This window comes from Neobacillus paridis, from assembly GCF_016765675.1.
GTDB classification, from domain to species: domain Bacteria; phylum Bacillota; class Bacilli; order Bacillales; family Cytobacillaceae; genus Neobacillus; species Neobacillus paridis.
Window position 1 is genome coordinate 193,718 of record NZ_JAESWB010000168.1, and the last position, 24,660, is coordinate 218,377.

Genomic DNA, 24,660 nt, shown 5'->3' on the forward strand with positions numbered 1-24,660 from the left:
TGAACTGTTTTCGCTCGGGTAGCCTCATAATTTCTTGCAATTTTCGCTTGTAGACGGTAAAATTTATAGATAAGTTGAATAATCGCTCTGAAATGGGGGGATCAATGTTGGCGTCTGAAATGATCGTGAATCACCAAGAAAAAGCCTATGCCTTGCTGCAGGCTGACGCTGAGAAAATTTTAAAGCTTATCAAAGTGCAAATGGACAATCTCACGATGCCTCAATGCCCTCTTTATGAAGAGGTATTGGATACACAAATGTTTGGCTTGTCTCGAGAAATAGACTTTGCTGTTCGATTAGGCTTAATAGAAAGTAAGGATGGTAAAGCGATTATCGATACATTAGAAAAGGAATTATCTGCGCTGCACGATGCATTTTTAAAAAAATAAATAGGAAAACTCAAACAATTGTCGAGGAGTTGTTTGAGTTTTTTTATTTTTTACTTTACTCTACAGGATAGTCTATATTAAAATGTTGTAACAAATCAATTATTAACCAAGCCACAGCGTTCTTTTTCTATTATAATAGAATGGTAAATCAATATTGAAAATGAGGACGTCTTATATGGGTAAAAAAATATTGAAATCATATGATTATTCTTTAATCATCGCCATTTTTTTATTATGTGCGTTTGGTTTAGTCATGATCTACAGCTCCAGTATGGCTTGGGCGGTTCAAAGATATGACTATCCGCCCGACTATTTCTATCAAAAACAAAAACTGTGGCTGATGGGGTTTTTCCTTATCTTTATTGTGACTGCTGCTATTCCATATAAGATTATGAAATTCACAAACGTTTTAGTTGTTATTGTGGCAGCCTCCATTGTGACTTTGTTAGGTTTGTTTGTGTTTGGCTATGAAGCCGGTGGTGCCGTAAGCTGGTATAAATTCGGTTCATTTAAAATTCAACCGTCTGAGTTTGTTAAGTTGGGTATGATTATCTATTTGTCGGCTGTCTATGCCAAAAAGCAGACATACATCAATCAATTTAATACAGGTGTCCTTCCACCGCTCGCCTATTTATTGATTATCTGCTTCTTGATTATTCTGCAGCCTGACTATGGAACCGCCAGTATTATTGCTGCAATTGCCGCTACGATCATTCTTTGCTCAGGGATGAATTTCAAAAATATCACAAAGCTCGTCATCATGATGCTGATTGTCATTTTACCGCTTGCCTATGTTTTAAGGGACCATATTTTTTCTGAGAAGCGTGCCAGTCGTTTTGCTGTGTTGAGCAACCCATTCGCCGAAGAATATGTCCAAGGTGCCGGGTTCCACCTGGCAAACTCTTATATTGCCATTGGTTCCGGTGGCATTAATGGACTAGGGCTGGGAAAAAGTATTCAAAAGCTCGGCTATCTGCCAGAGTCGCACACAGACTTTATTATGGCTGTCATTGCTGAGGAGCTGGGAATCTGGGGAGTCGGCTTTGTGATTCTATTACTTTCATACATCGTCTTAAGAGGAATTTATATCGGGCTCCAATGTAAGGATCCGTTTGGCAGCCTGCTGGCGATCGGAATCTCCAGTATGATTGGCATTCAATCGTTTATCAATCTTGCCGGTGTATCAGGACTAATCCCGCTCACTGGTGTAACACTTCCTTTTGTAAGTTATGGAGGTTCTTCATTGTTTATGCTAGCAGCAGCTTCAGGAATACTTGTGAATGTTTCTATGTTTGTAAAGTTTGAAAAAAAATACAAAAACCAACAGGGACAAGCTAATAAAGGCTTACAGCAGCGAGATGGGAAAGTTTATTATATTTGATTAACCACCAGGACCTTTGTAAAGGTCCTGTGCGGTATTACATATAAAAAGAGGTGTTTTAAAGGTGACTAGAAAAATTAATAAAGTATTAGTTGCTAACAGGGGTGAAATAGCAATCAGGGTTTTTCGCGCCTGTACTGAACTGAATATTCGAACTGTTGCGATATATTCCAAAGAAGATTCCGGTTCATATCATCGCTATAAGGCGGATGAAGCATATATCGTCGGCGAAGGAAAAAAACCAATTGATGCCTATTTAGATATTGACGGGATCATCGCCATCGCCAAAAAATGTGGAGCTGATGCGATTCATCCGGGTTATGGTTTTTTATCTGAAAACATTCATTTTGCCAAGCGCTGCGTTGAGGAAGGGATCATATTCATTGGACCTGAAACGAAGCACTTGGATATGTTTGGTGATAAGGTAAAAGCAAGACATCAGGCAGTACAAGCCGGCATTCCGGTCATTCCCGGAAGTGACGGTCCGGTCCAAACCCTTCAAGACGTGTTGGAATTTACAGATTCATATGGCTTTCCCATCATTATTAAAGCAGCACTTGGCGGCGGCGGAAGAGGCATGCGCATCGTCAGAAACCGCGATGAAGTGGAAGAAGCATTTGCACGGGCAAAATCGGAAGCCAAAGCAGCATTTGGCAATGATGAAGTTTATGTGGAAAAATTAATTGAGAAGCCAAAACATATAGAAGTTCAAATCATCGGTGATAGACAAGGGAACATTGTTCATCTTTATGAACGGGACTGTTCAGTACAGCGACGGCATCAAAAGGTCGTTGAAGTTGCCCCAAGTGTTTCTCTTTCAGATGGACTAAGAAAGCAAATTTGTGATGCTGCGGTTAAGCTGATGAAGAACGTGGGATATGTGAATGCTGGGACAGTTGAATTTCTTGTATCTGGAAATGATTTCTATTTTATCGAAGTTAATCCCCGTATCCAGGTAGAGCATACTGTTACTGAAATGGTAACCGGCATTGATATCGTGCAAACCCAAATTTTCGTTGCTGAGGGCCATGATTTACACGGAGCAATTATTGGCATTCCAGCCCAGGAAAAAATTCAGTTAAATGGCTATGCAATCCAATCGAGGGTGACTACAGAAGATCCACTAAACCAATTTATGCCTGATACCGGGAAAATCATGGCCTATCGTTCCGGGGGCGGGTTTGGTGTCCGTCTTGATGCTGGAAATGGGTTCCAAGGAGCCGTAATTACGCCCTATTACGACTCGTTATTGGTAAAGCTGTCAACCTGGGCGTTAACGTTTGAGCATGCAGCAGCCAAAATGGTCCGTAATTTGCAAGAGTTTCGAATCAGGGGAATAAAAACGAATATTCCATTTTTAGAGAACGTTGTTAAGCATGAAAAGTTCTTAAAAGGGGAGTATGATACTTCATTTATTGATTCGACTCCGGAATTATTTAAATTTCCTGTCCGCAAAGACCGCGGAACAAAAATGCTGAATTATATCGGAAACGTAACCATTAATGGCTTTCCAGGAATCGAAAAAAAGAAGCGGCCGGTTTTCGAAAAACCAAGAATGCCGAAATTACCATATGATTATCCAACAAAAGAAGGAACCAAACAAATTCTCGATAAGCATGGTGCCACAGGACTCGTTGACTGGGTGAAACAGCAAAAACAGGTGTTGTTAACAGATACTACTTTCCGCGATGCACACCAATCATTGCTGGCAACAAGAATGAGAACGACGGATATCACCCATATTGCCGAACCTACCGCGAAATTGTTACCGGATTTATTTTCTTTTGAAATGTGGGGCGGGGCTACATTTGATGTTGCCTATCGCTTTTTGAAAGAAGATCCATGGGAAAGATTATTAACATTAAGGGAAAAAATCCCTAATGTTTTGTTTCAAATGTTGTTCCGTGGTGCGAATGCGGTTGGTTATAAAAACTATCCGGATAATGTCATCAGAGAATTTGTTAATCACTCTGCCTCAGCGGGCATTGACGTTTTTCGAATCTTCGACAGCTTAAACTGGGTAAAAGGAATGGAAACAGCGATTGATGCTGTCAGGCAGACTGGCAAGATTGCCGAGGCTGCGATTTGTTATACAGGCGATATTTTAGATCCATCAAGGCCGAAATATAACTTGGAATACTATAAAAATCTTGCGAAAGAGCTTGAAAATCAAGGTGCACATATTTTGGGAATCAAAGATATGGCTGGCTTATTGAAGCCAGAAGCAGCTTATCGGCTGATATCTGAATTAAAAGCTACTGTCGACATTCCCATTCACCTTCATACACATGATACGAGTGGTAACGGAATCTTCACTTATGCCCGTGCCATTGACGGTGGCGTGGATATTGTTGATACAGCTTTAAGTACGATGGCAGGACTAACATCCCAGCCGAGTGCCAATTCTTTATATTATGCCCTGGAAGGCAGTGAGCGAAAACCTGTTGTAAACATCGATGCGCTTGAAAAACTGTCATATTATTGGGAGGATATTAGGAAATATTACTCCGATTTTGAAAGCGGTATGGTGGCGCCTCATTCGGAAGTATATCAGCATGAGATGCCGGGAGGACAGTACAGCAATCTGCAGCAACAGGCTAAGGCGGTTGGTTTAGGGGAGCAGTGGGATGACGTGAAAGAAATGTATTCCCGCGTAAACCAAATGTTTGGCGATATTGTCAAGGTAACACCTTCCTCGAAGGTGGTTGGTGATATGGCACTATTTATGGTTCAGAATCAGTTATCAGAGCAGGATGTGCTGGAAAAAGGTACTTCACTAGATTTTCCTGATTCCGTTGTAGAATTATTTGAAGGATACCTTGGTCAGCCATATGGTGGATTTCCTGAAGAACTGCAAAAGGTTATTCTTAAAGGGAAGAAGCCGCTGGAAGTTCGGCCTGGAGAATTGCTTGAACCGGTGGATTTTGAAAAACTAAAGGAAGAACTATATCATGAATTGAACCGGCAGGTAACCGACTTTGAAGTAATCTCCTATGCTCTGTATCCAAAGGTTTTCCTGGAATATATAAAAACGGTCGAACAGTTTGGAAATGTGTCTGTTCTGGATACCCCAACATTCCTTTATGGGATGAGATTGGGTGAGGAAATTGAAGTGGAAATTGAAACCGGGAAAACATTAATTGTGAAACTTGTTTCCATTGGGCAACCACAGGCAGACGGAACCAGGGTCGTTTATTTTGAATTGAACGGCCAGCCGCGTGAGGTTATCATCAAAGACGAAAGTATTAAAGCTACGGTTGTCTCCCGCCTAAAAGGTGATCCGAAAAATGAAACTCATATTTCTGCTTCTATGCCTGGTACCGTCATTAAGGTGGTTGTGGAAAAAGGTGAAAAGGTTGAGCGTGGTGACCACTTAATGATCACAGAGGCAATGAAAATGGAAACGACGGTGCAAGCACCATTTTCCGGTGTGGTAAAAGATATTTATGTATCTAGCGGTGATGCGATTCAAACCGGAGATTTAATGATTGAACTGGTAAGGGAATAGAAAGAAGGCTGCCGGGGATAACTCGGCAGCCTTTTTTAGTATCTTTTTGCTCTTGAAAAGAGGAGAAGAAAATAACTGAGAATACCAAAAAGAAAAGTAATAAATAGGGCATGTAATAAAGCTATATACAAATTCAGCCTTGAGAAAATAATCAATGCCCCTGCAATAACTTGCAGTGAGACAAGGGTAAATGCAATAATCCAGCCCCAATATATAACCTTTTGGTCTTTATAATAGCGGATTGCTAGATAAGTAACATAGGCAATCCAGAGAAAAAGTATTGCTGCAGCTGTCCGATGTCCCATCTGCACCCATTGATACATATTGTCAGGAAGGCCGGGGCTATCATTTAGGCATAACGGCCAGTCGCGGCAAACTAAGCTAGATTTTGTATGACGGACAAGTGCCCCAGTATAAATGACTAGATAACTGTAAATGGAAATGGCAATAATATGAAACTTCATTCTCTTGTCAATCATCACATTTTCGGCATCAAACTTTTTATCAATCTCAAAAATGAGCAGTGTTAACAAAAACACGGCAGCAAAAGAGATAAGCGATATGCCGAAGTGGAGCGCAAGGACAAAGTCGGATTGCCCCCAAACAACAGCGGCAGCGCCAATTAATCCTTGCAACACTAAGAAAAAAACTGAAAGAAACGATAAAAACTTCGTTTCTCTTATATGTCCGATGGCTTTCCAAGACCATATCGATAGAATTAAAACCATGAACCCGCCTGCCCCGGATACGAGGCGGTGAGCCAGTTCAATCACTAATTCAGAGTTGATATCAGTGGGTATAAACCTACCATTGCATAAAGGCCAAGAACGGCCGCAGCCCATTCCGGAACCAGTTTTTGTAACTAATGCTCCACCAATTAAAATAAAGATCATCACTATTGTGGTAGTAACCGCCAACCATTTTAAAGATCGCTGCAAAAAATTCACCTTCTTACCAATAATTCAAAAATTTGTATTTAGTTAATGTTGAAAGTATAATAATTCAGAAAGCATCAGAAAACTCCTATTCATCATAACGAATTCCTCGGGAAAAGAACAGAATTTCAATCGCCCTTTTTTATAATTTTTAAAAAAAAGGATAATAAATAAATAATTTTCTATTTTAACTATTATTATAGTGAAAATAGTTGCAACTTTGCTAGGAGTTTGTTAGAAATATAAGTAGGATGCTTAATTAGAATAATTATTTTTTAAAGCTCAAAAGAAGCTGCTCATAAATTGCCATATTCTTCTTCTAAGTTTACATTTAGTGTAAATTAGGTTTAAAAGAGTAAAAATTCACTATTTTTATAACAGAAATCATTTCGTTCACAAATTAGACAAAAATTATTCAAAAAAAGTTCACAAAAATATCAAAAAATGTGATTTAATATACAGAGAAAGTGTTAAAATTATGACCTTATTTTTTAAAAATACATACACAGACAGTAGGATGATTAAAGGTATTGGTTGCCAGTGAAATGAGAATATTGTTATTAACATGAGGAGGAGAAATGGATGTCTAACTCAAAGGCTGCCACCCCGAATGGAGCAGCAAGTATTTCTGCAGACACATATAAAACATCTGCCTGGAAAGATTTTATGGCATTGATAAAAATTGGAATTGTGAATTCTAACCTTATTACCACCTTTACAGGTCTATGGCTGGCGCTTCATTTTACCGGGCAAAGCTTTTTAGAAAACTTGGATCTTGTTCTTTTTACCGTAGCGGGCTCCTCACTCATCATTGCAGGCTCCTGTGTTATTAATAATTATGTGGATCGCGATATTGATCATTTAATGGAAAGAACAAAATCAAGACCAACTGTAACGGGTAAAGTGGCCGCAGTTAAAGTATTGGGACTTGGTATTTTATTTATCGGACTGGGAACGCTGTCATTATTATTTACTTCCGTAACTGCAACAGTAATTGGACTGCTTGGGGTTTTTAGCTATGTTTTCCTTTATACCCTGTGGTCGAAACGGCAATTAGTTTCTAATACAATCATCGGAAGCATTTCAGGAGCAGTCCCGCCGCTGATTGGTTGGGCAGCTGTCGATCCCAATCTTGATATTATGGCGTGGGCCTTATTTATCTTAATGTTTGCTTGGCAGCCGCCGCATTTTTATGCGCTTGCGATGAGACGGGTAGAAGAGTACCGAGCTGCCGGAATACCGATGCTCCCGGTTGTGAAAGGGTTTAAAACAACGAAATTACACATTTTATTTTGGGTGGCGCTATTATTGCCGCTTCCATTTTTTTTCGTTAAGTTGGGAATCCCATTTCTAATTCTGGCCACCTTGTTAAATTTAGGCTGGCTCGTTTTAGGGATTTTTGGATATAAGATCAAAGATGACATAAAGTGGGCAAAACTAATGTTTGTTTACTCATTGCAATATTTAACTATTATTTTTGTAGCGATGGTTCTTGTTACATTAATTTAGTTTTGCTTAAGCGCCTTTCGTGAATATGGAGAAGGTACATTCTTCATATTATATTAAGCAGTTTTTTAGAAAAATCTAAGAAACTGCAAGGGGTATTAATAGGGAAAGAGAGGCAGCATACTTCTTTGATCAAGCATTTATAAAGAATTTATGAGCGAAAGAGGGGTTTGATGGGTTATGAAAAGGTTTGCAAAATGGCGTCTAATTTCATTATTCGCGATTTTAGCGCTCGTACTTTCCGGATGTGGTCGACCATATCTTTCTTCGTTGCGGCCTGCCGGTGAAGTAGCAGACATCCAATATGATCTAATGAAGTTAAGTACATGGATCATGGTTGGGGTAATTATCGTTGTATTGATCATTTTTACAATTGTCTTTTTTCGTTTTAGAAGAAAAGATGACAGAATTCCTAAACAAGTGGAAGGAAGTCATACATTAGAAATTATTTGGACAGTTATTCCAATTCTTTTACTATTAATTTTAGCTGTTCCAACAGTTGCGGCTACCTTTAAGCTCGCTGATGTGAAAGAAATGGATAAGAAAAATTCAAAGGCACTTGTTATTAATGTTCGTTCGCATCTATACTGGTGGGATTTTGAATATCCGAATGAAAAAATTGTTACCAGTCAAGACCTTGTGGTTCCAACAAATGAGAAAGTGTATTTTAATTTGAAGTCGTTGGATGTTAAACACTCTTTTTGGATTCCTGCTGTAGGCGGCAAACTGGACACAAACACTGATAATATCAATAGGTTCTGGTTAGTGTTTGACGACAAGCGGGCGAATGAAGCAGGGAATTTGTTCTACGGCAAATGCGCCGAGCTTTGCGGACCATCACATGCTTTAATGGATTTCAAAGTAAAAGCGATGAGCCGTGCCGACTTTGATACTTGGGTCAAGGATATGCAGGCTGTGAAACAACCTGAAAAAGCACAAACAGATTTGGCTGCCCAAGGGCAAGAAATTTTCAATAAGAGCTGTATTGGCTGTCATGCTGTTACACCTGAAGATAAACCTGAAGCTGCGCGACTTGCACCAAATTTAACAAATTTTGGTGAGAGATCCAGGATTGCAGGTATTTTAGACCATAATAAAGAAGAATTAAAGAATTGGATTAAAAATCCTGAAACCTATAAACCAGGTAACGAAATGACCAATAAGTATCCGGCTATGACGGATGAACAACTCGATGCGTTAGCAGAATATTTAATGGGGCTTAAGGTTCAGGATTAAAGGGGAATTGGATAGAAAGGGAGGTTAAATTGTGAGTACCATTGCTCAAAAAAAGGGGTTTGGGGCAGTTTTATGGGATTACTTAACAACGGTAGACCATAAAAAGATTGCCCATCTTTATCTCATCGCAGGTGGATTATTTTTCATAATGGGTGGGATTGAAGCAGTATTAATCCGTATCCAGCTGGCGGTTCCAAATAATGATTTTGTCAGTGCCGGAGCCTTTAATGAAATTATCACCATGCACGGAACGACGATGATTTTCTTGGCTGCGATGCCGCTGTTATTTGCTTTTATGAACGCGGTAATGCCATTGCAAATTGGGGCACGCGATGTTGCATTTCCATTTGTAAATGCATTAGGTTTTTGGTTATTCTTTTTCGGAGGTCTGTTCTTAAACCTGTCTTGGTTTTTAGGCGGTGCACCTGATGCTGGGTGGACTTCATATGCATCATTGTCTCTTCACTCAAAAGGACACGGAATTGACTTTTATGTTTTAGGGCTGCAGATCGCTGGTCTTGGAACATTAATTGGGGGAATCAACTTCCTTGTCACGATCATCAACATGCGGGCACCTGGAATGACATATATGCGGATGCCGTTATTTACTTGGACAACGTTTGTAGCTTCCGCAATGATTCTCTTTGCTTTCCCTCCGTTAACGGTTGGACTGACATTAATGATGTTTGACCGTTTGTTTGGCGCTAATTTCTTTGATGTCACCATGGGTGGGAATACGATTATTTGGGAGCATTTATTCTGGGTGTTCGGACACCCTGAAGTATATATTTTAATACTTCCAGCTTTTGGTATTTTCTCCGAAATCTTTTCGACTTTTTCAAGAAAACGGCTGTTTGGATATTCATCCATGGTCTTTGCAACAGTGCTAATTGGCTTCTTAGGCTTCATGGTATGGGCACATCACATGTTTACAACTGGTTTAGGGCCTGTCGCAAACGCAATTTTCGCTGTTGCCACGATGGCAATAGGAGTTCCTACAGGTATTAAAATTTTTAACTGGCTGTTTACAATGTGGGGCGGAAGCGTGAAGTTTACAACTCCAATGTATTATGCGTTTGCCTTTATTCCTTCCTTTGTCATGGGAGGGGTAACCGGGGTCATGGTTGCAACAGCTGCTGCCGATTATCAATATCATGATACCTATTTTGTTGTGGCTCACTTCCACTATGTAATCGTTGGTGGGGTTGTCTTGGCCCTTCTTGCCGGCACTCATTACTGGTGGCCAAAAATGTTCGGTACGATGTTAAATGAAACATTAGGAAAAATTACGTTCTGGCTGTTCTTCATTGGTTTCCATTTAACATTCTTTATCCAGCATTTCTTGGGTTTATGGGGAATGCCGCGCCGTGTCTTCACTTTCTTGCCTGGTCAAGGATTAGACGCTGGGAACCTGATCAGTTCTGTCGGGGCAGCCTTTATGTCAGCTGGAGTGATGATCCTTTTAATCAATATTGTCGTGACCCAAGTGAAGAATGTTAAGGTAGGCAACGATCCCTGGGGAGATGGAAGAACTCTTGAATGGGCTATTGCTTCACCGCCGCCATATTACAACTTTAAACAGCTCCCACTTGTACGCGGCTTGGATGCTTATTGGTTAGAAAAAATGGAAGGGAAAAAAGGCATGACACCGGCTGAACCAATTGGTGACATTCATATGCCAAATTCTTCATTCATCCCATTTATGATTACCTTAGGGCTATTTATTGCCGCATTCGGTGCAATGTACCATGTCAATGATAAGCCTTGGGCAATCCCGCTGTTAATTTTCGGTTTAGCTGTAACTTTTGGATCGATGTTAGTGCGTTCATTCAAGGACGATCATGGGTACCATATTCATAAAGAGGAATTAACTCAAGATGAAAAGGGGGCTAAGGCATAATGCAAGCTGAAGAAAAATTAACGTATGAAACATGGCCTGCTGCGCCTGAAAGGGCCACCCTTGAGGCGAAAAACAAATTTTTAGGTTTTTGGTTATTTCTGGGGGGAGAGACAGTTCTATTCTCCTCTTTATTCGCTACCTATCTTGCATTAAAAGATAAGGTGCCGGATACGAGTCAACCTTTAGCAAAGGATTTATTTGAATTACCGTTAACGCTTGTCGCCACGATGCTGCTATTAACAAGCTCTTTAACAAGTGTATATGCAATGTATCATATGAAAAATTTTGCCTTTAAGAAAATGATGCTTTGGCTTGGTGTAACGGTGTTATTGGGGCTAGGGTTCTTAGGCTTAGAGGTTTATGAGTTTAACATGTATGTGCATGAAGGCCATAAATTTACAAGCAGTGCTTTCGGTTCAGCTTTTTATTCACTTGTTGGTTTTCACGGTGCGCACGTCACCTTTGGTCTCGGCTGGATTCTCGCTTTAATGATCCGGAACTACAAGCGTGGTTTAAACCTCTACAACGCGCCGAAATTTTATGTTGCCAGTCTTTATTGGCACTTTATCGACGTTGTTTGGGTATTTATCTTTACGGTAGTATATTTAATGGGGATGGTGGGATAACATGACAAATCAGCCATTAAGCTCAAATCGTTCAAGAGTTGACCTTGAATATCGCCGCAAGACAAACGCGGAGGAAATGCGTTATCAAATTGTTTCCTTTACTCTGATGATTTTCTTAACATTACTTGCCTTTGCTGCAGTGGCTATTAAAGGATTTACTTCATGGTTTACGATCCCGTTTATTGTTCTTTTGGCTGCTGTTCAGGTTGTCTTTCAGCTTTATTACTTCATGCATATGAGCCATAAAGGGCATGAAGCACCGAGTATGTTTTTGTTTACTGGTCTGTTTATGGGATTAATCATAGTATTGGCGTTTATGACTATTATATGGTGGTAAATCGACCTTCTAAATATAGTGGGCGTTACGGTATTGAGAGATAATGAGAGAATCGGCTATTTGCCGATTTTCTTTTTAACTTACAATGAATCGAGGTGAAATGAGAGTGCCGCTAAATATTTTTGGATTTAAAGCCCTGTGGAGTCCATATTTTTTAGTTATATTGGTTATACTGACGGCTTTATTTTTTCTAACAACGACCAAGTTTCGTGGAAAGTTTGAAAAAAGTGAACCACTCACTATAAAACAGGCTGTGCTGTTTTCATTAACGATTATCATTCTATACGCAATCAAGGGATCTCCATTAGACCTAATGGGACATTTAATGTTTTATGTTCATGGGATTACGATGGTCATCTTTGTACTACTGCTCCCACCATTATTTATAAAAGCGATCCCGCCTTGGCTATGGGAAAGTCTTTTGAAAATGAGAGTGGTAAAGGCCGTTTTTACCGTTTTAACAAAACCGGTAATTGCGATCATTGTATTTAACGGTTTGTTTTCCTTTTATCACATTCCCGCCGTCTTTGATCTCGTGATGCAGAATCGTTTTTATCATGGAAGTTACTCCATTCTATTATTTGTCGCTGCGGTGTGTATGTGGTGGTCTTTATTAAGTCCAATATCCGATTACCGTCCATTAAGCGGCATCAAAAAGGTGGCGTTTTTATTTGCTAACGGTATGTTAATGACGCCGGCTTGCGCAATGATTATTTTTGCCAATACACCGCTTTATGCTACTTATTCGGATCCGGAGATTTGGGCGAAGGTAATGAGTCTTTGTGTCGGATCGGATGCGTTTGCAAATTTGAATCTAAGCGGTCCGGAATTGTTCAGTTCAATGAACGTTCTTGACGATCAGCGTCTAGGCGGCGTTGTGATGAAGATGATTCAGGAGATTATTTATGCTGTCGTTTTGGCTCAAGTATTTTTCGAATGGTATCGAAAAGATCAGGAAGAATCGGAAAAGGAAGTCAAGCAAATATTGGATCCAACTCCTGTCAGATAAACTCCCGACATTCAGGGAGTTTTTTTACGCAGCATTCAGAATTTATATCATTCGACTTTTAGAATTGTCCAGCTCCAGCGCCTATCGCCTAGCAAACTTCCGGTCTTCTCCCTACGATAAGTCAACAAAGCAGCTTCTATGAAAAAACATCATGTAGCTTTGCGACGAGCTGAACATTGCTTCCTCGAATCTCCCTTGGCGCAGGAGCATCGTGTTTCCTTTATCTCAGTCGAAGCCCCTCCACAAGGGACGCTTCGTCAGAATCAACATCGCACGAAGGAAAAGCGTTAGCTTTTTCGAGGAGTTTGTACAGCGATGACCAAGGCGCTTGCGCTTTTCTTTGAATCATTTGAAAAAGTTCGGGAACTACATTACAATAATTTTAGAAAATATGAAAAGAGAGGACAAAATATGAATTCTTTGCCGATTTTACCAACGATTAGTACGTTATTTATTGTTTTAAGCGGTCTTACAGTTGCCTTGGGATGGTGGCAAATAAAACAGAGAAAACTAGAATCGCATAGAAAAACTATGTTTTTGGCCGCTGTTTTTGCCCTTATTTTCTTTCTTATTTATGCATCACGGACTATTTTTATTGGGAATACTTCGTTTGGCGGACCGGATGAGATAAAAATTTACTACACGATCTTTTTGATTTTTCATATTAGTTTAGCAACGATCGGCGCAGTATTAGGAATTATTTCATTATATACTGGCTACAAAAATAAACTGTCTTTTCACCGTAAGCTCGGCCCAGTTACCAGCATTGTTTGGTTCTTTACAGCTATAACCGGAGTTGCCGTTTATCTTTTGTTATACGTCTTTTATCATGGCGGAGAAACGACTTCTGTTATAAAAGCGATACTAGGGTTTTAAATTTGAATGCTAAAAGACGCATGGAAAACCATGCGTCTTTGTCTTTAAAGTGTAAATTTTTCTACTTCAGCTTTAACTTCTTCAATAATTTTTTTACACTGGCTTACAAGAGAAGCAGGGTAGTTTTCATCGTCACCATATTCAACCCCGTGTGGATAATAATGTTTCCCCAATATTGGAGTCATGAGTTGGATGGTGGCTTTGAACGTGTCGACATCGCCATCAAGTGCATAGCCTTGAATACGAAGATAGTAAGTTCCTTCCCTCATTTCAAATTTTCGATCGTATGTAACCCGCTCGTAATCCCATTGACCGGCACGAACTAAACCGTGTTCTTGCATTACTTCATCTAAACGGTTTAAATCAGCTTTGAATTTTTCAATACCGGTATTTTCAAATTTCATAAAAAAATCCCTCCCATTAACAATGCTAATACCCTAAGTTTTGGTTATGTAGCAAAATTATATCAATTTAATAATAGATGAAAATACCTTAACTTGCAATGAAATCCTTTTACGAATAATTCAATCTTGTTTGGAAATGCTAAAAGCGTGAAAATATTATTAAAAAGGGATGATTTAGTTGGAGAAAATCCGTGATATCATGACAGATGAGGTGGAGTGCTGCACTCTATTAGATAATGTATACGAAGTGGCAGTGAAAATGAAAGAATTAAATGTTGGTGCCATTCCAATTGTTGATAACGAAAAATTAGTCGGAATGATTACTGATCGTGATATTGTCATAAGAGGTGTCGCCGAAAAGAACCCACCATCATCAAAAGTTGAGAAGGTTATGAGTGATCAATTGATTACGATTTCACCGGAGGCATCAACAAGAGAGGCAGCCCGATTAATGGCTGATCATCAAATACGCCGGCTTCCTGTTGTCGAGAATGGAAAATTAATTGGAATCGTTTCACTAGGAGATTTTGCCATTCGTGAGTTAACCGATGATCAGGCAAAAGCAGCGCTTACACAGATTTCCGAGCAAAACTCGCAGGCGTCTCCGCCACAAATGTAAAATTGGTCTATGGGCAACAGGTACAGCTCTGTACCTGTTTTCTAATTTCAAGGATATCGCTATAGCTATCAGTACTAGAAATGATATAATTATCTTATCTATACAATATAATAGATTAAGAAGTATAGAGGGGATGATCGCCTCTGAAAGCCTTATTTAGAATTTTAATTCTTTCGACAGTATTCTTGATTGTTGGTTTTTACATTAGCAGTAATGAAAAAACGGAAGATAAAGTATTAATTAAAGAAGACCATACGTTGGAAATGCCTTCATCTTTGCCACAAAAACCTGATTATAAACAAAATAAAAAAGCGGCCAATGAGAGACCAAAAGAAGGCCTGTCCTTATTAATGGGCAAAAATGTTTCATATGTAAAAAAAGAATTAGGTATGCCGCAGCGAATAGATGAAACGATGTATGGCTATCAATGGTATATTTACAATCGTGAGAATCAACGTTATCTACAGGTAGGCATAGAAAATAATCGTGTTGTAACCTTATTCGTGCTCGGGGAAGACTTGGATGTGTCACCATTTGAAATCGGCCAGCCAGTTGAAGAAATCTTTAACACGCAATATATTGATACGAATATTAATATCACAATGAAAGGGAGCACTTATCGTTTTGAACTAAATGATACAGACTTGAATCTTCGTCCGATGGTTCAGCTCGGAAACATTTATGTCCAATTATACATTGATAAATTTACCGGGGTACTTTCAAGTATTCGCTATCTGGATGCTGAAACAATGATTAAACAGCGGCCTTATGAGTTGGTTTACAGCGGTCAATTGATTGAAGCTGAACCTCCAAGTTTAAATAAGTGGAGCTTAATTGAACGAGGAACGGAACAGGAAATTTTTGATATCACGAATATTTTAAGGATTAGATATCAATTAACACCGTTAATTTGGGATGAAAACGCCGCAGCGGCTGCTTATGAACATAGTAAGGATATGGCCGAGAACAACGATTTCTCCCATAATTCTAAAAAGCTTGGCAGTCTTAGTGATCGGCTTAAAAATGCAAAGGTTGTGTATCGGTCTGCCGGGGAAAACATCGCGGCAAACTATACGGACGGCCCTGCTGCAGTGGAAGGATGGCTAAACAGTAAAAGTCATCGGGAATCCCTATTAAATGAAGATTATACCCATCTAGGAGTAGGAGTTTTTCAGCAATACTATACGCAAAACTTTATCCAAAAACAAGAGCAGTAATAAGAGACTTCCTTTGTTAGGAGGTCTCTTAAGATGTTACCTGTTTTTCTTTGGTGGAATCATAAAAAAGGTGCCGGTTGCATAGGCAATTTGTTTTCCGTCACTCCGATATGCTTCGCCGGCGATGACTAAAGTTTGTTTTCCCTGGTGAATGACTTCAGCCCGGCAGCGAAGGTGATCGCCGAAGCCCGGAGCAATATAGTGGATATTTAATTGATTAGTAACCGCTTCGAACCCGTCAGGCAATAAAGAATTAGCTAATATACCCATGGCACTATCAAGCAGGGTGGCTGTCACACCCCCATGAAGTATTTGTAAACTGTTATTATATACTGGACGGAGAGGAATGGTAACTTCGCATGATTGGTTATCAATTTTAATATCCATCTGAAGTAAATTCCTTAGATAATTGCTATTTGGCTGTTCAATCTTTTGTTTAACAGCCTCCAACAAGAATTTAATCGTATTAAGCTCGGTTTCACTGCCACTTTCGATACATGATTCAAGCAGCTGACGCAATTCGTCTTTCATACATTTACCTCTTTCATTACTTTTTCTTTTCACATCTTACCACTTAGCAGAAAAATAATAAATATTTGTATATATAAGATTTTCACCTTTCTGACTTTTTTTCATATTGTATCGTAGGTACGAATACGGCAGAGGTGAGAATAATGACGCAAAAAAAATTACACCCATCCGTCCTTAAATTTAAAGAGTTTGTCAAAAATAATCCCCATATTATTCAAGAGGTAAGGAAAGGTAAAGCAACGTGGCAGGAATTATATGAAGATTGGTATCTATTAGGGGAAGATGATGGCCGCTGGGAAACGCTAGGAGCGGAGACAGAAAATGAGTCGAAAAAAAATTCTGAGTCTAAAGGCGACTTTATGACCAATATTCTCGAGGCTATTAAGAAAATGGATGCCAATCAAATGCAGTCCCATCTAAACAACCTGAGCCAGGCTGTCGGAGCAGTCCAAGGATTGCTTGCTCAATTTCAAGGAACCGCTGGCGGAGGGACACCAGTAAAACCGCCTGAAGCACCAAAGAATCCATTTTCATTCCGGCAGGATTAGTTTAATGAAGTAGAAAGGAACAGGAAGGTACGTAAACATATGAGAAGAGAGATTTACGAGTATATCAACCAACAAAATGATTTAAAACAATTTGTTCGAGAACAACCGCAATGGTACCGTAAACTATCGAGAAATCCTTACGATCTGCAAGCTCTGGAAATTTCCTCATTACATTATTATAAAAAAACCATTCCGCATCAGGTGGAGAAGTTTACTAACGGGGTACAAATGGCTTCGATGATGTATTCGATGTTTCAAGCAATGAAAAATCAAAATTAGAGAAAGGGCGCATTTTCGGTAATGTGGCCTTTTTTATTTGCCCATAGACTAAAATTGGAAAGGGAGGCGAACAATACATCCATAAGGGGTGATAAACTTGAAGATAAGATTACTTATTATGTTAATTGGATTTATTGCAGCTTTTCAACATGAAACAGAAAACGTCAAAGGATCCGTAAAAGTTATAAGCATGAAACCAATAATGAATCGGGACATAGAAATGGTCGAAGGCTATCATCTAAAGATGCGGGAAAATTCCTTTCCAACCATATTTGCGCAGCACAAAATTAACGGGAATAATGTTTTCGTTGAGTGTATTGTGACTGGTATTACTTTTCGGCAGTCGGAAGATCGTCACCAAAAAGTTGGGAAAATCGTTGTTTGGATAGATGGAAAACGGCATTCCGAGGTCGATTCTCCCATCTTTATCATTAGAGGGTTAAAACAGGGAAGTCATCGAGTAAAACTTGGAGTTGTCAATTTAAACAATATTTCATATGGTCTGGAAAAAGAGTTTGTGGTCACGATCCGTTAATAATCGGGCACTCGCATTCTCCCATTTTTCATGTTAAAATGAGGTTGGAGGTGGACAATAGTGCTTGCAACGTTAGAAAGAGTGCAATTATTAGAATTTGCTGAAAACCTAGCCCAAATGGTTCTCGAGTCTGATCTTGTCGAACAATACAAAATCTGTTTAGCTAAAATGCAAAATGATCAAGAAACCCAGAAGAAGATTCAGCGCTTTGTCAGCCTAAAGGAGCTTTATGAAGAAGTACAACGATTTGGCCAATACCATCCAGATTATAAAAGGGTAATGCGCGAAATTCGTCAATATAAACGGGAAATGGACTTAGACCCAAATGTTGCCGAGTTTAAATTGGCAGAAAATGATCTCCAAGCTTTGCTGGACGAAATCAGCAAAGCAATAGGCGGGGCCGTTTCTCAGCAAATTATGGTCCCAACTGGCAACCCATTTTTTGATACTGGTCAAGGCAGCGGCTGTGGCAGCGGCGGATGCAGCTGCAGCTAAGTTAATCAGTAGAGAAGAGTCGGCGCTAAGCCGATTTCTTTTGTTTAGATAAAATGTTAATTGAAATAGAATATTCCAATGTGCTAGACTAATGAAAAATGATGGTGATTTGAAGGGGAAACTGGTATGTTTATACAAAGACAAGGATTGGTGGTTTGGCTTTATTCTTTAAAGCATGCTAAAATGCTTAGACGTTTTGGCAATGTCCATTATGTCTCAAAGAAGCTTAAATATGTTGTATTATATTGTAATCAGGACGATATTGCTGAAATAATGGAAAAGCTGAACTCATTCTCTTTTGTCAAAAAGGTTGAGCCGTCTTATAAACCTTTTTTAAAAGTGGAATATGAGAATGCCATCCCTGATAAAGCAAAAGAATATGATTATAAAATGGGAATTTAAAGGTGAGGTGAATCCTCATCTTTTTATAAATTAAAAAAACCCTGTAGACATCTACAGGGTCCTTCTATATCCTTTTTCGGATAGAAGGCAAAGGGAGAGGAGAAACCGGAGGAAGAACTTATGGGGAAACGTAAGTCTTCTCCGCGGTTGGCAACAACATCCTCGAATTGATGTTGTTACTATCAGTATCTCCATAACCTAAAAGCTTATACGTCTTTTCGATATTTTCTCTGCAAAAAATAAGACCTCATTTTTATCAGTTTGGTTCCATTTATTGATTTATGGTAGGATGTTAAAGAAAGGCAATATTGTAAAAAAACGTGGTGGTATTCATGAGAGTAGTTTCCGGTCTTTGTAAAGGCAGACCTCTTAAGGCAGTTCCGGGGAATTCAACAAGACCAACAACTGATAAGGTCAAAGAAGCGATTTTTAATATGATTGGCCCTTATTTTGAAGGCGGCAGCGGCCTGGATCTTTTTGCCGGCAGCGGCGGGTTAGGGATTGAGGCGCTTAGCAGAGGGCTGGAGAAAGTCATTTTTATTGACAGGGATGCAAAAGCCATCCATATCATCTATGACAATATCAAAACATGTGGATTTGAAAACGCCACAGAGGTTTATCGAACGGATGCCGACCGTGCTCTAAAGGCATTGATAAAAAGAAACATGAAGTTTGATTATATTTTTTTAGATCCGCCTTATAAAAAACAACAGCTTGTTTCTTTAATGGAAAATATGGACAAACACAATATTATCAATGATAATGGAATAGTCATATGTGAGCATAGCTTTGATATAAAATTACCTCATACAGTCGGTTCATTGGCACAAATAAAACATGAGCAATATGGGATAATTGCTGTGACGATTTATTCAAAATAAGCGGGGAGTAAGGAGGAAATCATTTGGCGAGCATTGCTGTTTGTCCTGGTAGTTTTGACCCAATTACATACGGTCATTTAGATATTATTCGCAGGGGCGCAAAGGTATTCGAAAAAGTATATGTTGTGGTGTTAAATAACTCATCCAAACATCCATTGTTTACCGTAGAGGAAAGAATAAACCTTATTAAAGAAGTAACTAAGGAGATTCCTAATGTATCGGTAGATCAATTTTCCGGACTCTTGGTCGATTACGCCAAAAGTGTAAAGGCAACGGCGATTTTGAGAGGCTTACGGGCCGTTTCCGATTTTGAATATGAAATGCAAATAACATCAATGAATCGATATTTGAATGACCATGTTGAGACTTTTTTTATGATGACCAACAATCAATATTCGTTCCTAAGTTCCAGTATTGTCAAAGAAGTAGCCCAATACAATGGAGACATTTCAGCATTAGTCCCGCCTATTGTTGAACAAGAAATGAGAAAAAAATTTGCCGGAACCGTGTGAAAAGAGCTCATGGGCAGTTGTCCACGGGCTCTTTTCTTTAATTGGTTTGTTTTTTTAAGCGAATGAATAAAATCCATACATAAAGAGTAAGCGTAAAGATTGTGACCAAAGGTCCGATTTCGGTCATTTTTTGAAATGCTTGATGTACCCAGGACCCGTCTAAAAAAATATCTGCGGGGGCGGCATTTACCGGTTGTTCATTTTTGCTCAGGCGAATATAAATTGGTTTCCATAACAAAAGGGTAAACAAGCTGGCGAAGATTCCCTGCAAAATTCTTGCAATAAAGAATGGTTTAAAGCGGATATCTGTCTGTGCAAGGATGCTTGCGACTTGGGCATGGATGCTTAAACCACTAAAACCAAGGATTAAACTTGTAATCATGGCTTGCTGCAAAAGTGTTGCGCCTTTAACATCGCTAATTAATTGACTGCCTAATGTAATTTCAAATAGGCCTGAAATAAAGGGAATGCTTATCTTTTCAGGAAAAGAGAAATTGGCAAAAATGATAGACACTACATTTCCTAACATTTCAGTAATGTGCAGAAGGTATAGAATTTTATTAATAACCGAAAACAAGATAATAAAGCCCCCAACCATTAGCAATGTCTGAATTGAGGTGTTAACGGCATCACCAAGTAGTTTGCCGATTGGTCGATTATCTTTCATTCTTGTTTGATGGAGAGCCGTAAGAGCGGCTTTAATGCTGGTTTTCTCTCCCTGCCTTTTTTGCTTGCTTGATGTTTCCTTTCCATGAAACCGCATCAACAATCCGACACATATATTTCCTAAATAATGGGCCACAGCAAGAATGAATCCCAATTGCGGATTTTTAAAAAAACCGACAGCAACTGCTCCGAAAATAAACAGTGGATTAGAAGAATTGGTAAACGAAACAAGCCTCTCTGCCTCTATTTGTGAAATTACGCCTTCATCACGTAATCTCGCCGTGAATTTTGCTCCGGCGGGAAAACCGGAAGCGAGGCCCATCGCCCAAACGAATCCTCCTACACCGGGGACGCGAAAAAAAGGCCTCATTAATGGCTCTAGTAAGACACCGATAAATTTGACGACGCCAAAACCAATGAGTAATTCTGAAACAATAAAAAACGGCAGAAGGGAAGGAAAGACAATTTTCCACCACATATTGAGTCCTCGTTTAGAGGCTTCCAGCGACTCCTGCGGGTAAAAAATCAGCGATGCTGCCAGAATCGTAACCGATATCGCTAAAATTGCGGTTTTCATTTTTGAACGAAGCAAGCTAATCCCTCCCCCATTATAATGAGGTGTGTAACTAGAATTTTAAATCAACGGAATGGTAAAATAGAGGATATTTCAGACAAAAATGCCTGTCCCCCATATAAAAGAAATATACTCATAGAAGATTATTTTAGACCATAAGATTGAACAAGATTTCCTAAATATAGCAGTATATTGGATAAGGATGCGTTAGGAGGTTGCTCATGTGGAGCCGAAAATAGGTTTAGCGCTTGGTTCCGGCGGTGCTCGTGGATTTGCTCATTTAGGCGTTATAAAGGTATTAAGTGATGCAGGAATACCGATACATTTAATTGCTGGAAGCAGTATGGGGGCCCTTGTCGCTTGTTTTTACGGGGCAGGAATCGACCTTGATCGGTTATATAAATTTTCCACTGCCTTTAAGAGAAAGTATTTCTTAGATTTCACTGTTCCCAAAATGGGTTTTATTACAGGCAAGAAGGTCAAAGAACTGATTAGGTTTTTTACCCATGGAAAAAATATTGAGGAACTTTCAATCCCGATTGCGGTTGTTGCCACTGATTTAATCACAGGGGAAAAAGTTGTGTTTACCGAGGGCCCTGCTGCAGAAGCGGTAAGAGCCAGCATCTCGATTCCGGGGATTTTTGTTCCGGAAAAATATCAGGGCAGACTTCTGGTTGACGGCGGGGTGACCGATCGTGTTCCGATATCCGTTGCCAAAGAAATGGGAGCCGACATTGTGATTGCCGTTGATGTTTCGAGAGTAAAGCAAAATGCAGAAATTACTTCTATATATGATGTAATCATGCAAAGTATTGACATTATGCAAACCGAAATTATCAATAACCAGGAAAGTACTGCTAATATCATGATCCGGCCGCCTGTTGAGGAATTTAGTTCAAGGGCGTTTACGAATATCGAAGAAATTATTAAACTTGGGGAGGAAGAAACGAAAAAACTGCTTACTCAAATCAAAGCGATCATCGAACAGTGGAAGGGAAGAACTTAGTTTGCGAAAAAAAATATCGATTACTTCTTTTTTGGTCCTTGTCCTAGTTTTAATTGGCGGTATGTATTTTTCTTTACCTTATTACGTTTCAAAACCGGGCATGGCAAAGGAGCTGGCTCCTATTATTACAGTTGAAAATGGCTATAAGGAACAGGGAAACTTTATGCTGACCACTGTTCGAATGGGCAGGGCAAATATATACTCGTATCTGGAAGCGAAACTGAGAAAATACGAAGAAATTTACCCGATTGACACGATACTGGACAAACAAGAAACAGAGGAAGAATATAATGTCCGGCAGCTTCAACTAATGGCCGCTTCAAAGCTGAATGCCATTGATGTTGCCTATCGCAAAGCCGGTTTGCCGGTTCATTACAAATATAAAGGAATTTATGTTATTCAAGTATATCCGGGAATGCCTGCTGACGGAGTTCTCAAAACAGGTGACCGCATCTTTAAAATAGACGGGCAGCGCTTTTCTTCGTCGGCTCAGTTTATTAAGTATCTTGAAGCGAAGCATGCCGGCGATCAGGTGAAAATCACCTATTCACGGAAAAAAACCGTGAAGACCGTTTCCTTAACCCTAAAGACTTTTAAAGAGGATCCGAAAAGGGCGGGAATTGGGATTGCATTAGTCGATGACAAACAAATCATTGTTGAGCCAAAAGTGAAAGTGAAGACAGATGATATTGGCGGGCCATCTGCAGGCCTGATGTTTTCATTGGAAATATACAATCAGTTGACCAAAGAAGACTTAACAAAAGGGTACAATATAGCTGGAACTGGTACCATTGATATCGATGGAACTGTCGGTCCGATTGGCGGGATTGAGCAAAAAATTGTTGCTGCCGATAAAGCCGGAGCGGAGCTCTTTTTTGCTCCCAATGAAAAAGGTTCAAAGGACTCCAACTATCGGATAGCTGTGAAAACGGCCCGCGATATTAAAACCAAAATGAAAATTATCCCAATTGATACTTTTGATCAGGCAGTTGATTACTTAGAGAAACTCTCTCCCAAAAAATAAGATGGTGTCTCCTCACCATCTTATTTTTGGATGAAAATCGGTGGCTGCTTAAATTCCTGCTGCAGCATTTTATTTCTTTGCCTACTTGGATAAACCATCGCATAGACACGTGCCGCTTTAATATCTTGCTGAATCTCCGTTCCATTATAGGTTGATAGTTTCGTAACCAGTGGTAAGGAAAATTGTTTTTTCATTTTGTTTAAATATTCCTTTCCTGCAGCAGTCATTCCTAACAGTCTTACATAAGCCGCTTTTTCAGAGTTGCGTTTCAATTCTTCTTTTTTTGCATTTGTTAAAATATGAACAGCTAATCTTTGCAGTCTTGTCCACGTATACCGTTTTGTTTTGACTGCTTCCATGTATTCTTGAAAGCTGCTGGATTCAATTGCCGCTTTCGTCAATCTGTTTTCCAACCCTTCTTCCATTTCGTATATTTCTTTAAGTTCTCCGGGTGAGGATGTGATAAGCTGATATTGGAGAAGCTCCCAATAATTTTCCCAGCGATGAAAGCCTCCGTAATGATGTTTATACTCCTGCAATATTTGGTAAGTTGGTTCCGGTACATATTGCTTGATATTCGCCGATTTTGATTCCTCCGCGAATATAGCCTTTCGGATACTGGTTGCGCTAGCAATCGTTTCGGAGGCAAAATGCTCATCGTGATAATCTGCATTTTTTCTGGAAATTGTCAATGGCCGTAGCTTGCTTTTTTGCCGGTTGATTGCCTGTATATACTGGAAACCGAGAATATTATTTGGTTTCGCCAAATCCAAAAAGTTTTCTGAGTCAGCCAGCTCCTGGTAGGAAAGGGCCGTAGCCTTTGGGTAGCTGACACCTGTTTTGATAAAATGTTTGATTTTTTCATTAAAAGGCTGCTGTTTTTCATCTAGAAAAGTAACTGTTCGCAAAAAGGCAGCGATATCACCATTTTCACTGCCGAAACATAAAGATTCACAGCCAGCCGCCTCCAAGATTGAAATGGCGCCATTTGCAAATGTTTCAGCCTTTTGAACGGCGAAACTGTATGGCAATTCAAAAACAAGATCGACTCCGTTAAGTAACGCCATCCGGGTTCGATACCACTTAGAAACAAGAGCGGGTTCACCACGCTGGAGGAAATTTCCGCTCATTACCGCGATGACAACATCTGCATTTGCCGCTTCCTTGGATGCCTGCAAATGAAAGGCGTGACCATTATGAAAAGGATTATATTCAACAATCAAACCAACAGATTTCAAATAGTTTCGCTCCTTTATAAAATAAT

Annotated in this window: 26 protein-coding genes; 21 read left to right on the forward strand and 5 right to left on the reverse strand. The window is 39.5% G+C overall.

What is annotated here, in order from left to right:
• Positions 1-107: 107 nt before the first annotated feature.
• From JK635_RS09980 to pyc, 3 genes are all read left to right on the forward strand, one after another.
• A complete protein-coding gene (locus tag JK635_RS09980; RefSeq protein ID WP_202654320.1) occupies positions 108-389 on the forward strand; it encodes an Fpa/YlaN family protein in 282 nt (93 codons plus the stop codon).
• 175 nt (positions 390-564) lie between these two features.
• Entirely contained in the window at positions 565-1,770 is a 1,206-nt protein-coding gene (locus tag JK635_RS09985) for an FtsW/RodA/SpoVE family cell cycle protein (RefSeq protein ID WP_202653803.1), read from the forward strand.
• Between the two features lie 64 nt (positions 1,771-1,834).
• Positions 1,835-5,278, forward strand: a complete 3,444-nt coding sequence (pyc, locus tag JK635_RS09990; RefSeq protein WP_202653804.1) for a pyruvate carboxylase — start codon at positions 1,835-1,837, stop codon at positions 5,276-5,278.
• 35 nt (positions 5,279-5,313) lie between these two features.
• On the opposite strand, the gene JK635_RS09995 is transcribed toward pyc, so the two are convergent.
• A complete protein-coding gene (locus JK635_RS09995; protein WP_202653805.1) occupies positions 5,314-6,216 on the reverse strand; it encodes a COX15/CtaA family protein in 903 nt (300 codons plus the stop codon).
• A gap of 579 nt (positions 6,217-6,795) precedes the next feature.
• Here JK635_RS09995 and cyoE point away from each other — a divergent pair.
• The 7 genes from cyoE (at position 6,796) to JK635_RS10030 (ending at position 13,703) form a co-directional block, all read left to right on the forward strand.
• Positions 6,796-7,722 (forward strand): heme o synthase, encoded by a 927-nt coding sequence (gene cyoE / locus JK635_RS10000; protein WP_202653806.1) that lies wholly within the window; start codon positions 6,796-6,798, stop codon positions 7,720-7,722.
• A 177-nt stretch (positions 7,723-7,899) separates the two neighbouring features.
• A complete protein-coding gene (coxB, locus tag JK635_RS10005) occupies positions 7,900-8,955 on the forward strand; it encodes a cytochrome c oxidase subunit II (protein WP_202653807.1) in 1,056 nt (351 codons plus the stop codon).
• 31 nt (positions 8,956-8,986) lie between these two features.
• Positions 8,987-10,855 carry a cytochrome c oxidase subunit I gene (ctaD, locus tag JK635_RS10010; RefSeq protein WP_202653808.1) on the forward strand — a complete coding sequence of 623 codons (1,869 nt, stop codon included), beginning with the start codon at positions 8,987-8,989 and terminating at the stop codon, positions 10,853-10,855.
• Complete coding sequence (locus tag JK635_RS10015; RefSeq protein ID WP_202653809.1) at positions 10,855-11,481, forward strand: cytochrome (ubi)quinol oxidase subunit III; 627 nt, start codon at positions 10,855-10,857, stop codon at positions 11,479-11,481. The genes ctaD and JK635_RS10015 overlap by 1 nt, the downstream gene beginning before the upstream one ends.
• A gap of 1 nt (position 11,482) precedes the next feature.
• Positions 11,483-11,818, forward strand: a complete 336-nt coding sequence (gene ctaF / locus JK635_RS10020; protein ID WP_202653810.1) for a cytochrome c oxidase subunit IVB — start codon at positions 11,483-11,485, stop codon at positions 11,816-11,818.
• Between the two features lie 100 nt (positions 11,819-11,918).
• Entirely contained in the window at positions 11,919-12,827 is a 909-nt protein-coding gene (ctaG, locus tag JK635_RS10025; protein ID WP_202653811.1) for a cytochrome c oxidase assembly factor CtaG, read from the forward strand.
• Positions 12,828-13,238: 411 nt separating this feature from the next.
• Positions 13,239-13,703, forward strand: coding sequence for a DUF420 domain-containing protein (locus JK635_RS10030; protein ID WP_202654321.1), 465 nt, complete (start codon positions 13,239-13,241; stop codon positions 13,701-13,703).
• Between the two features lie 44 nt (positions 13,704-13,747).
• Here JK635_RS10030 and JK635_RS10035 read toward each other — a convergent pair whose 3' ends face one another.
• Positions 13,748-14,107 (reverse strand): YugN family protein, encoded by a 360-nt coding sequence (locus JK635_RS10035; RefSeq protein ID WP_202653812.1) that lies wholly within the window; start codon positions 14,105-14,107, stop codon positions 13,748-13,750.
• Between the two features lie 178 nt (positions 14,108-14,285).
• Here JK635_RS10035 and JK635_RS10040 point away from each other — a divergent pair, with 178 nt between their 5' ends.
• Together JK635_RS10040 and JK635_RS10045 are read left to right on the forward strand one after the other, a co-directional pair.
• On the forward strand, positions 14,286-14,726 hold the full coding sequence (locus JK635_RS10040; RefSeq protein WP_202653813.1) for a CBS domain-containing protein: 441 nt from the start codon (positions 14,286-14,288) through the stop codon (positions 14,724-14,726).
• Between the two features lie 185 nt (positions 14,727-14,911).
• A complete protein-coding gene (locus JK635_RS10045; protein WP_235888011.1) occupies positions 14,912-15,943 on the forward strand; it encodes a CAP domain-containing protein in 1,032 nt (343 codons plus the stop codon).
• A 36-nt stretch (positions 15,944-15,979) separates the two neighbouring features.
• On the opposite strand, the gene JK635_RS10050 is transcribed toward JK635_RS10045, so the two are convergent.
• Positions 15,980-16,474 carry a PaaI family thioesterase gene (locus tag JK635_RS10050; RefSeq protein WP_202653814.1) on the reverse strand — a complete coding sequence of 165 codons (495 nt, stop codon included), beginning with the start codon at positions 16,472-16,474 and terminating at the stop codon, positions 15,980-15,982.
• A gap of 143 nt (positions 16,475-16,617) precedes the next feature.
• Here JK635_RS10050 and JK635_RS10055 point away from each other — a divergent pair, with 143 nt between their 5' ends.
• From JK635_RS10055 to coaD, 7 genes are all read left to right on the forward strand, one after another.
• Positions 16,618-17,022: a YlbD family protein gene (locus JK635_RS10055; protein ID WP_202653815.1), complete on the forward strand. Its 405-nt coding sequence runs from the start codon at positions 16,618-16,620 to the stop codon at positions 17,020-17,022.
• 39 nt (positions 17,023-17,061) lie between these two features.
• Positions 17,062-17,301: a YlbE-like family protein gene (locus tag JK635_RS10060; protein WP_202653816.1), complete on the forward strand. Its 240-nt coding sequence runs from the start codon at positions 17,062-17,064 to the stop codon at positions 17,299-17,301.
• 97 nt (positions 17,302-17,398) lie between these two features.
• A complete protein-coding gene (locus tag JK635_RS10065; RefSeq protein WP_202653817.1) occupies positions 17,399-17,836 on the forward strand; it encodes a hypothetical protein in 438 nt (145 codons plus the stop codon).
• 60 nt (positions 17,837-17,896) lie between these two features.
• Positions 17,897-18,331 carry a YlbF/YmcA family competence regulator gene (locus tag JK635_RS10070; RefSeq protein WP_202653818.1) on the forward strand — a complete coding sequence of 145 codons (435 nt, stop codon included), beginning with the start codon at positions 17,897-17,899 and terminating at the stop codon, positions 18,329-18,331.
• A gap of 126 nt (positions 18,332-18,457) precedes the next feature.
• Positions 18,458-18,733, forward strand: coding sequence for a YlbG family protein (locus JK635_RS10075; protein WP_202653819.1), 276 nt, complete (start codon positions 18,458-18,460; stop codon positions 18,731-18,733).
• Positions 18,734-19,065: 332 nt separating this feature from the next.
• Positions 19,066-19,614 carry a 16S rRNA (guanine(966)-N(2))-methyltransferase RsmD gene (gene rsmD, locus JK635_RS10080; protein WP_202653820.1) on the forward strand — a complete coding sequence of 183 codons (549 nt, stop codon included), beginning with the start codon at positions 19,066-19,068 and terminating at the stop codon, positions 19,612-19,614.
• Between the two features lie 23 nt (positions 19,615-19,637).
• On the forward strand, positions 19,638-20,126 hold the full coding sequence (coaD, locus tag JK635_RS10085; protein ID WP_202653821.1) for a pantetheine-phosphate adenylyltransferase: 489 nt from the start codon (positions 19,638-19,640) through the stop codon (positions 20,124-20,126).
• Positions 20,127-20,163: 37 nt separating this feature from the next.
• Here coaD and ylbJ read toward each other — a convergent pair whose 3' ends face one another.
• Positions 20,164-21,384 carry a dipicolinic acid transporter SpoVV gene (ylbJ, locus tag JK635_RS10090; RefSeq protein WP_306792932.1) on the reverse strand — a complete coding sequence of 407 codons (1,221 nt, stop codon included), beginning with the start codon at positions 21,382-21,384 and terminating at the stop codon, positions 20,164-20,166.
• 205 nt (positions 21,385-21,589) lie between these two features.
• Between ylbJ and JK635_RS10095 the strand changes: the two genes are divergently transcribed.
• Entirely contained in the window at positions 21,590-22,372 is a 783-nt protein-coding gene (locus JK635_RS10095) for a patatin-like phospholipase family protein (protein WP_202653822.1), read from the forward strand.
• A 1-nt stretch (position 22,373) separates the two neighbouring features.
• Positions 22,374-23,396 carry a SepM family pheromone-processing serine protease gene (locus JK635_RS10100; RefSeq protein ID WP_306792933.1) on the forward strand — a complete coding sequence of 341 codons (1,023 nt, stop codon included), beginning with the start codon at positions 22,374-22,376 and terminating at the stop codon, positions 23,394-23,396.
• Positions 23,397-23,416: 20 nt separating this feature from the next.
• Here JK635_RS10100 and JK635_RS10105 read toward each other — a convergent pair whose 3' ends face one another.
• Positions 23,417-24,634, reverse strand: a complete 1,218-nt coding sequence (locus tag JK635_RS10105) for a nucleotidyltransferase (protein WP_202653823.1) — start codon at positions 24,632-24,634, stop codon at positions 23,417-23,419.
• Between the last annotated feature and the right edge of the window lie 26 nt (positions 24,635-24,660).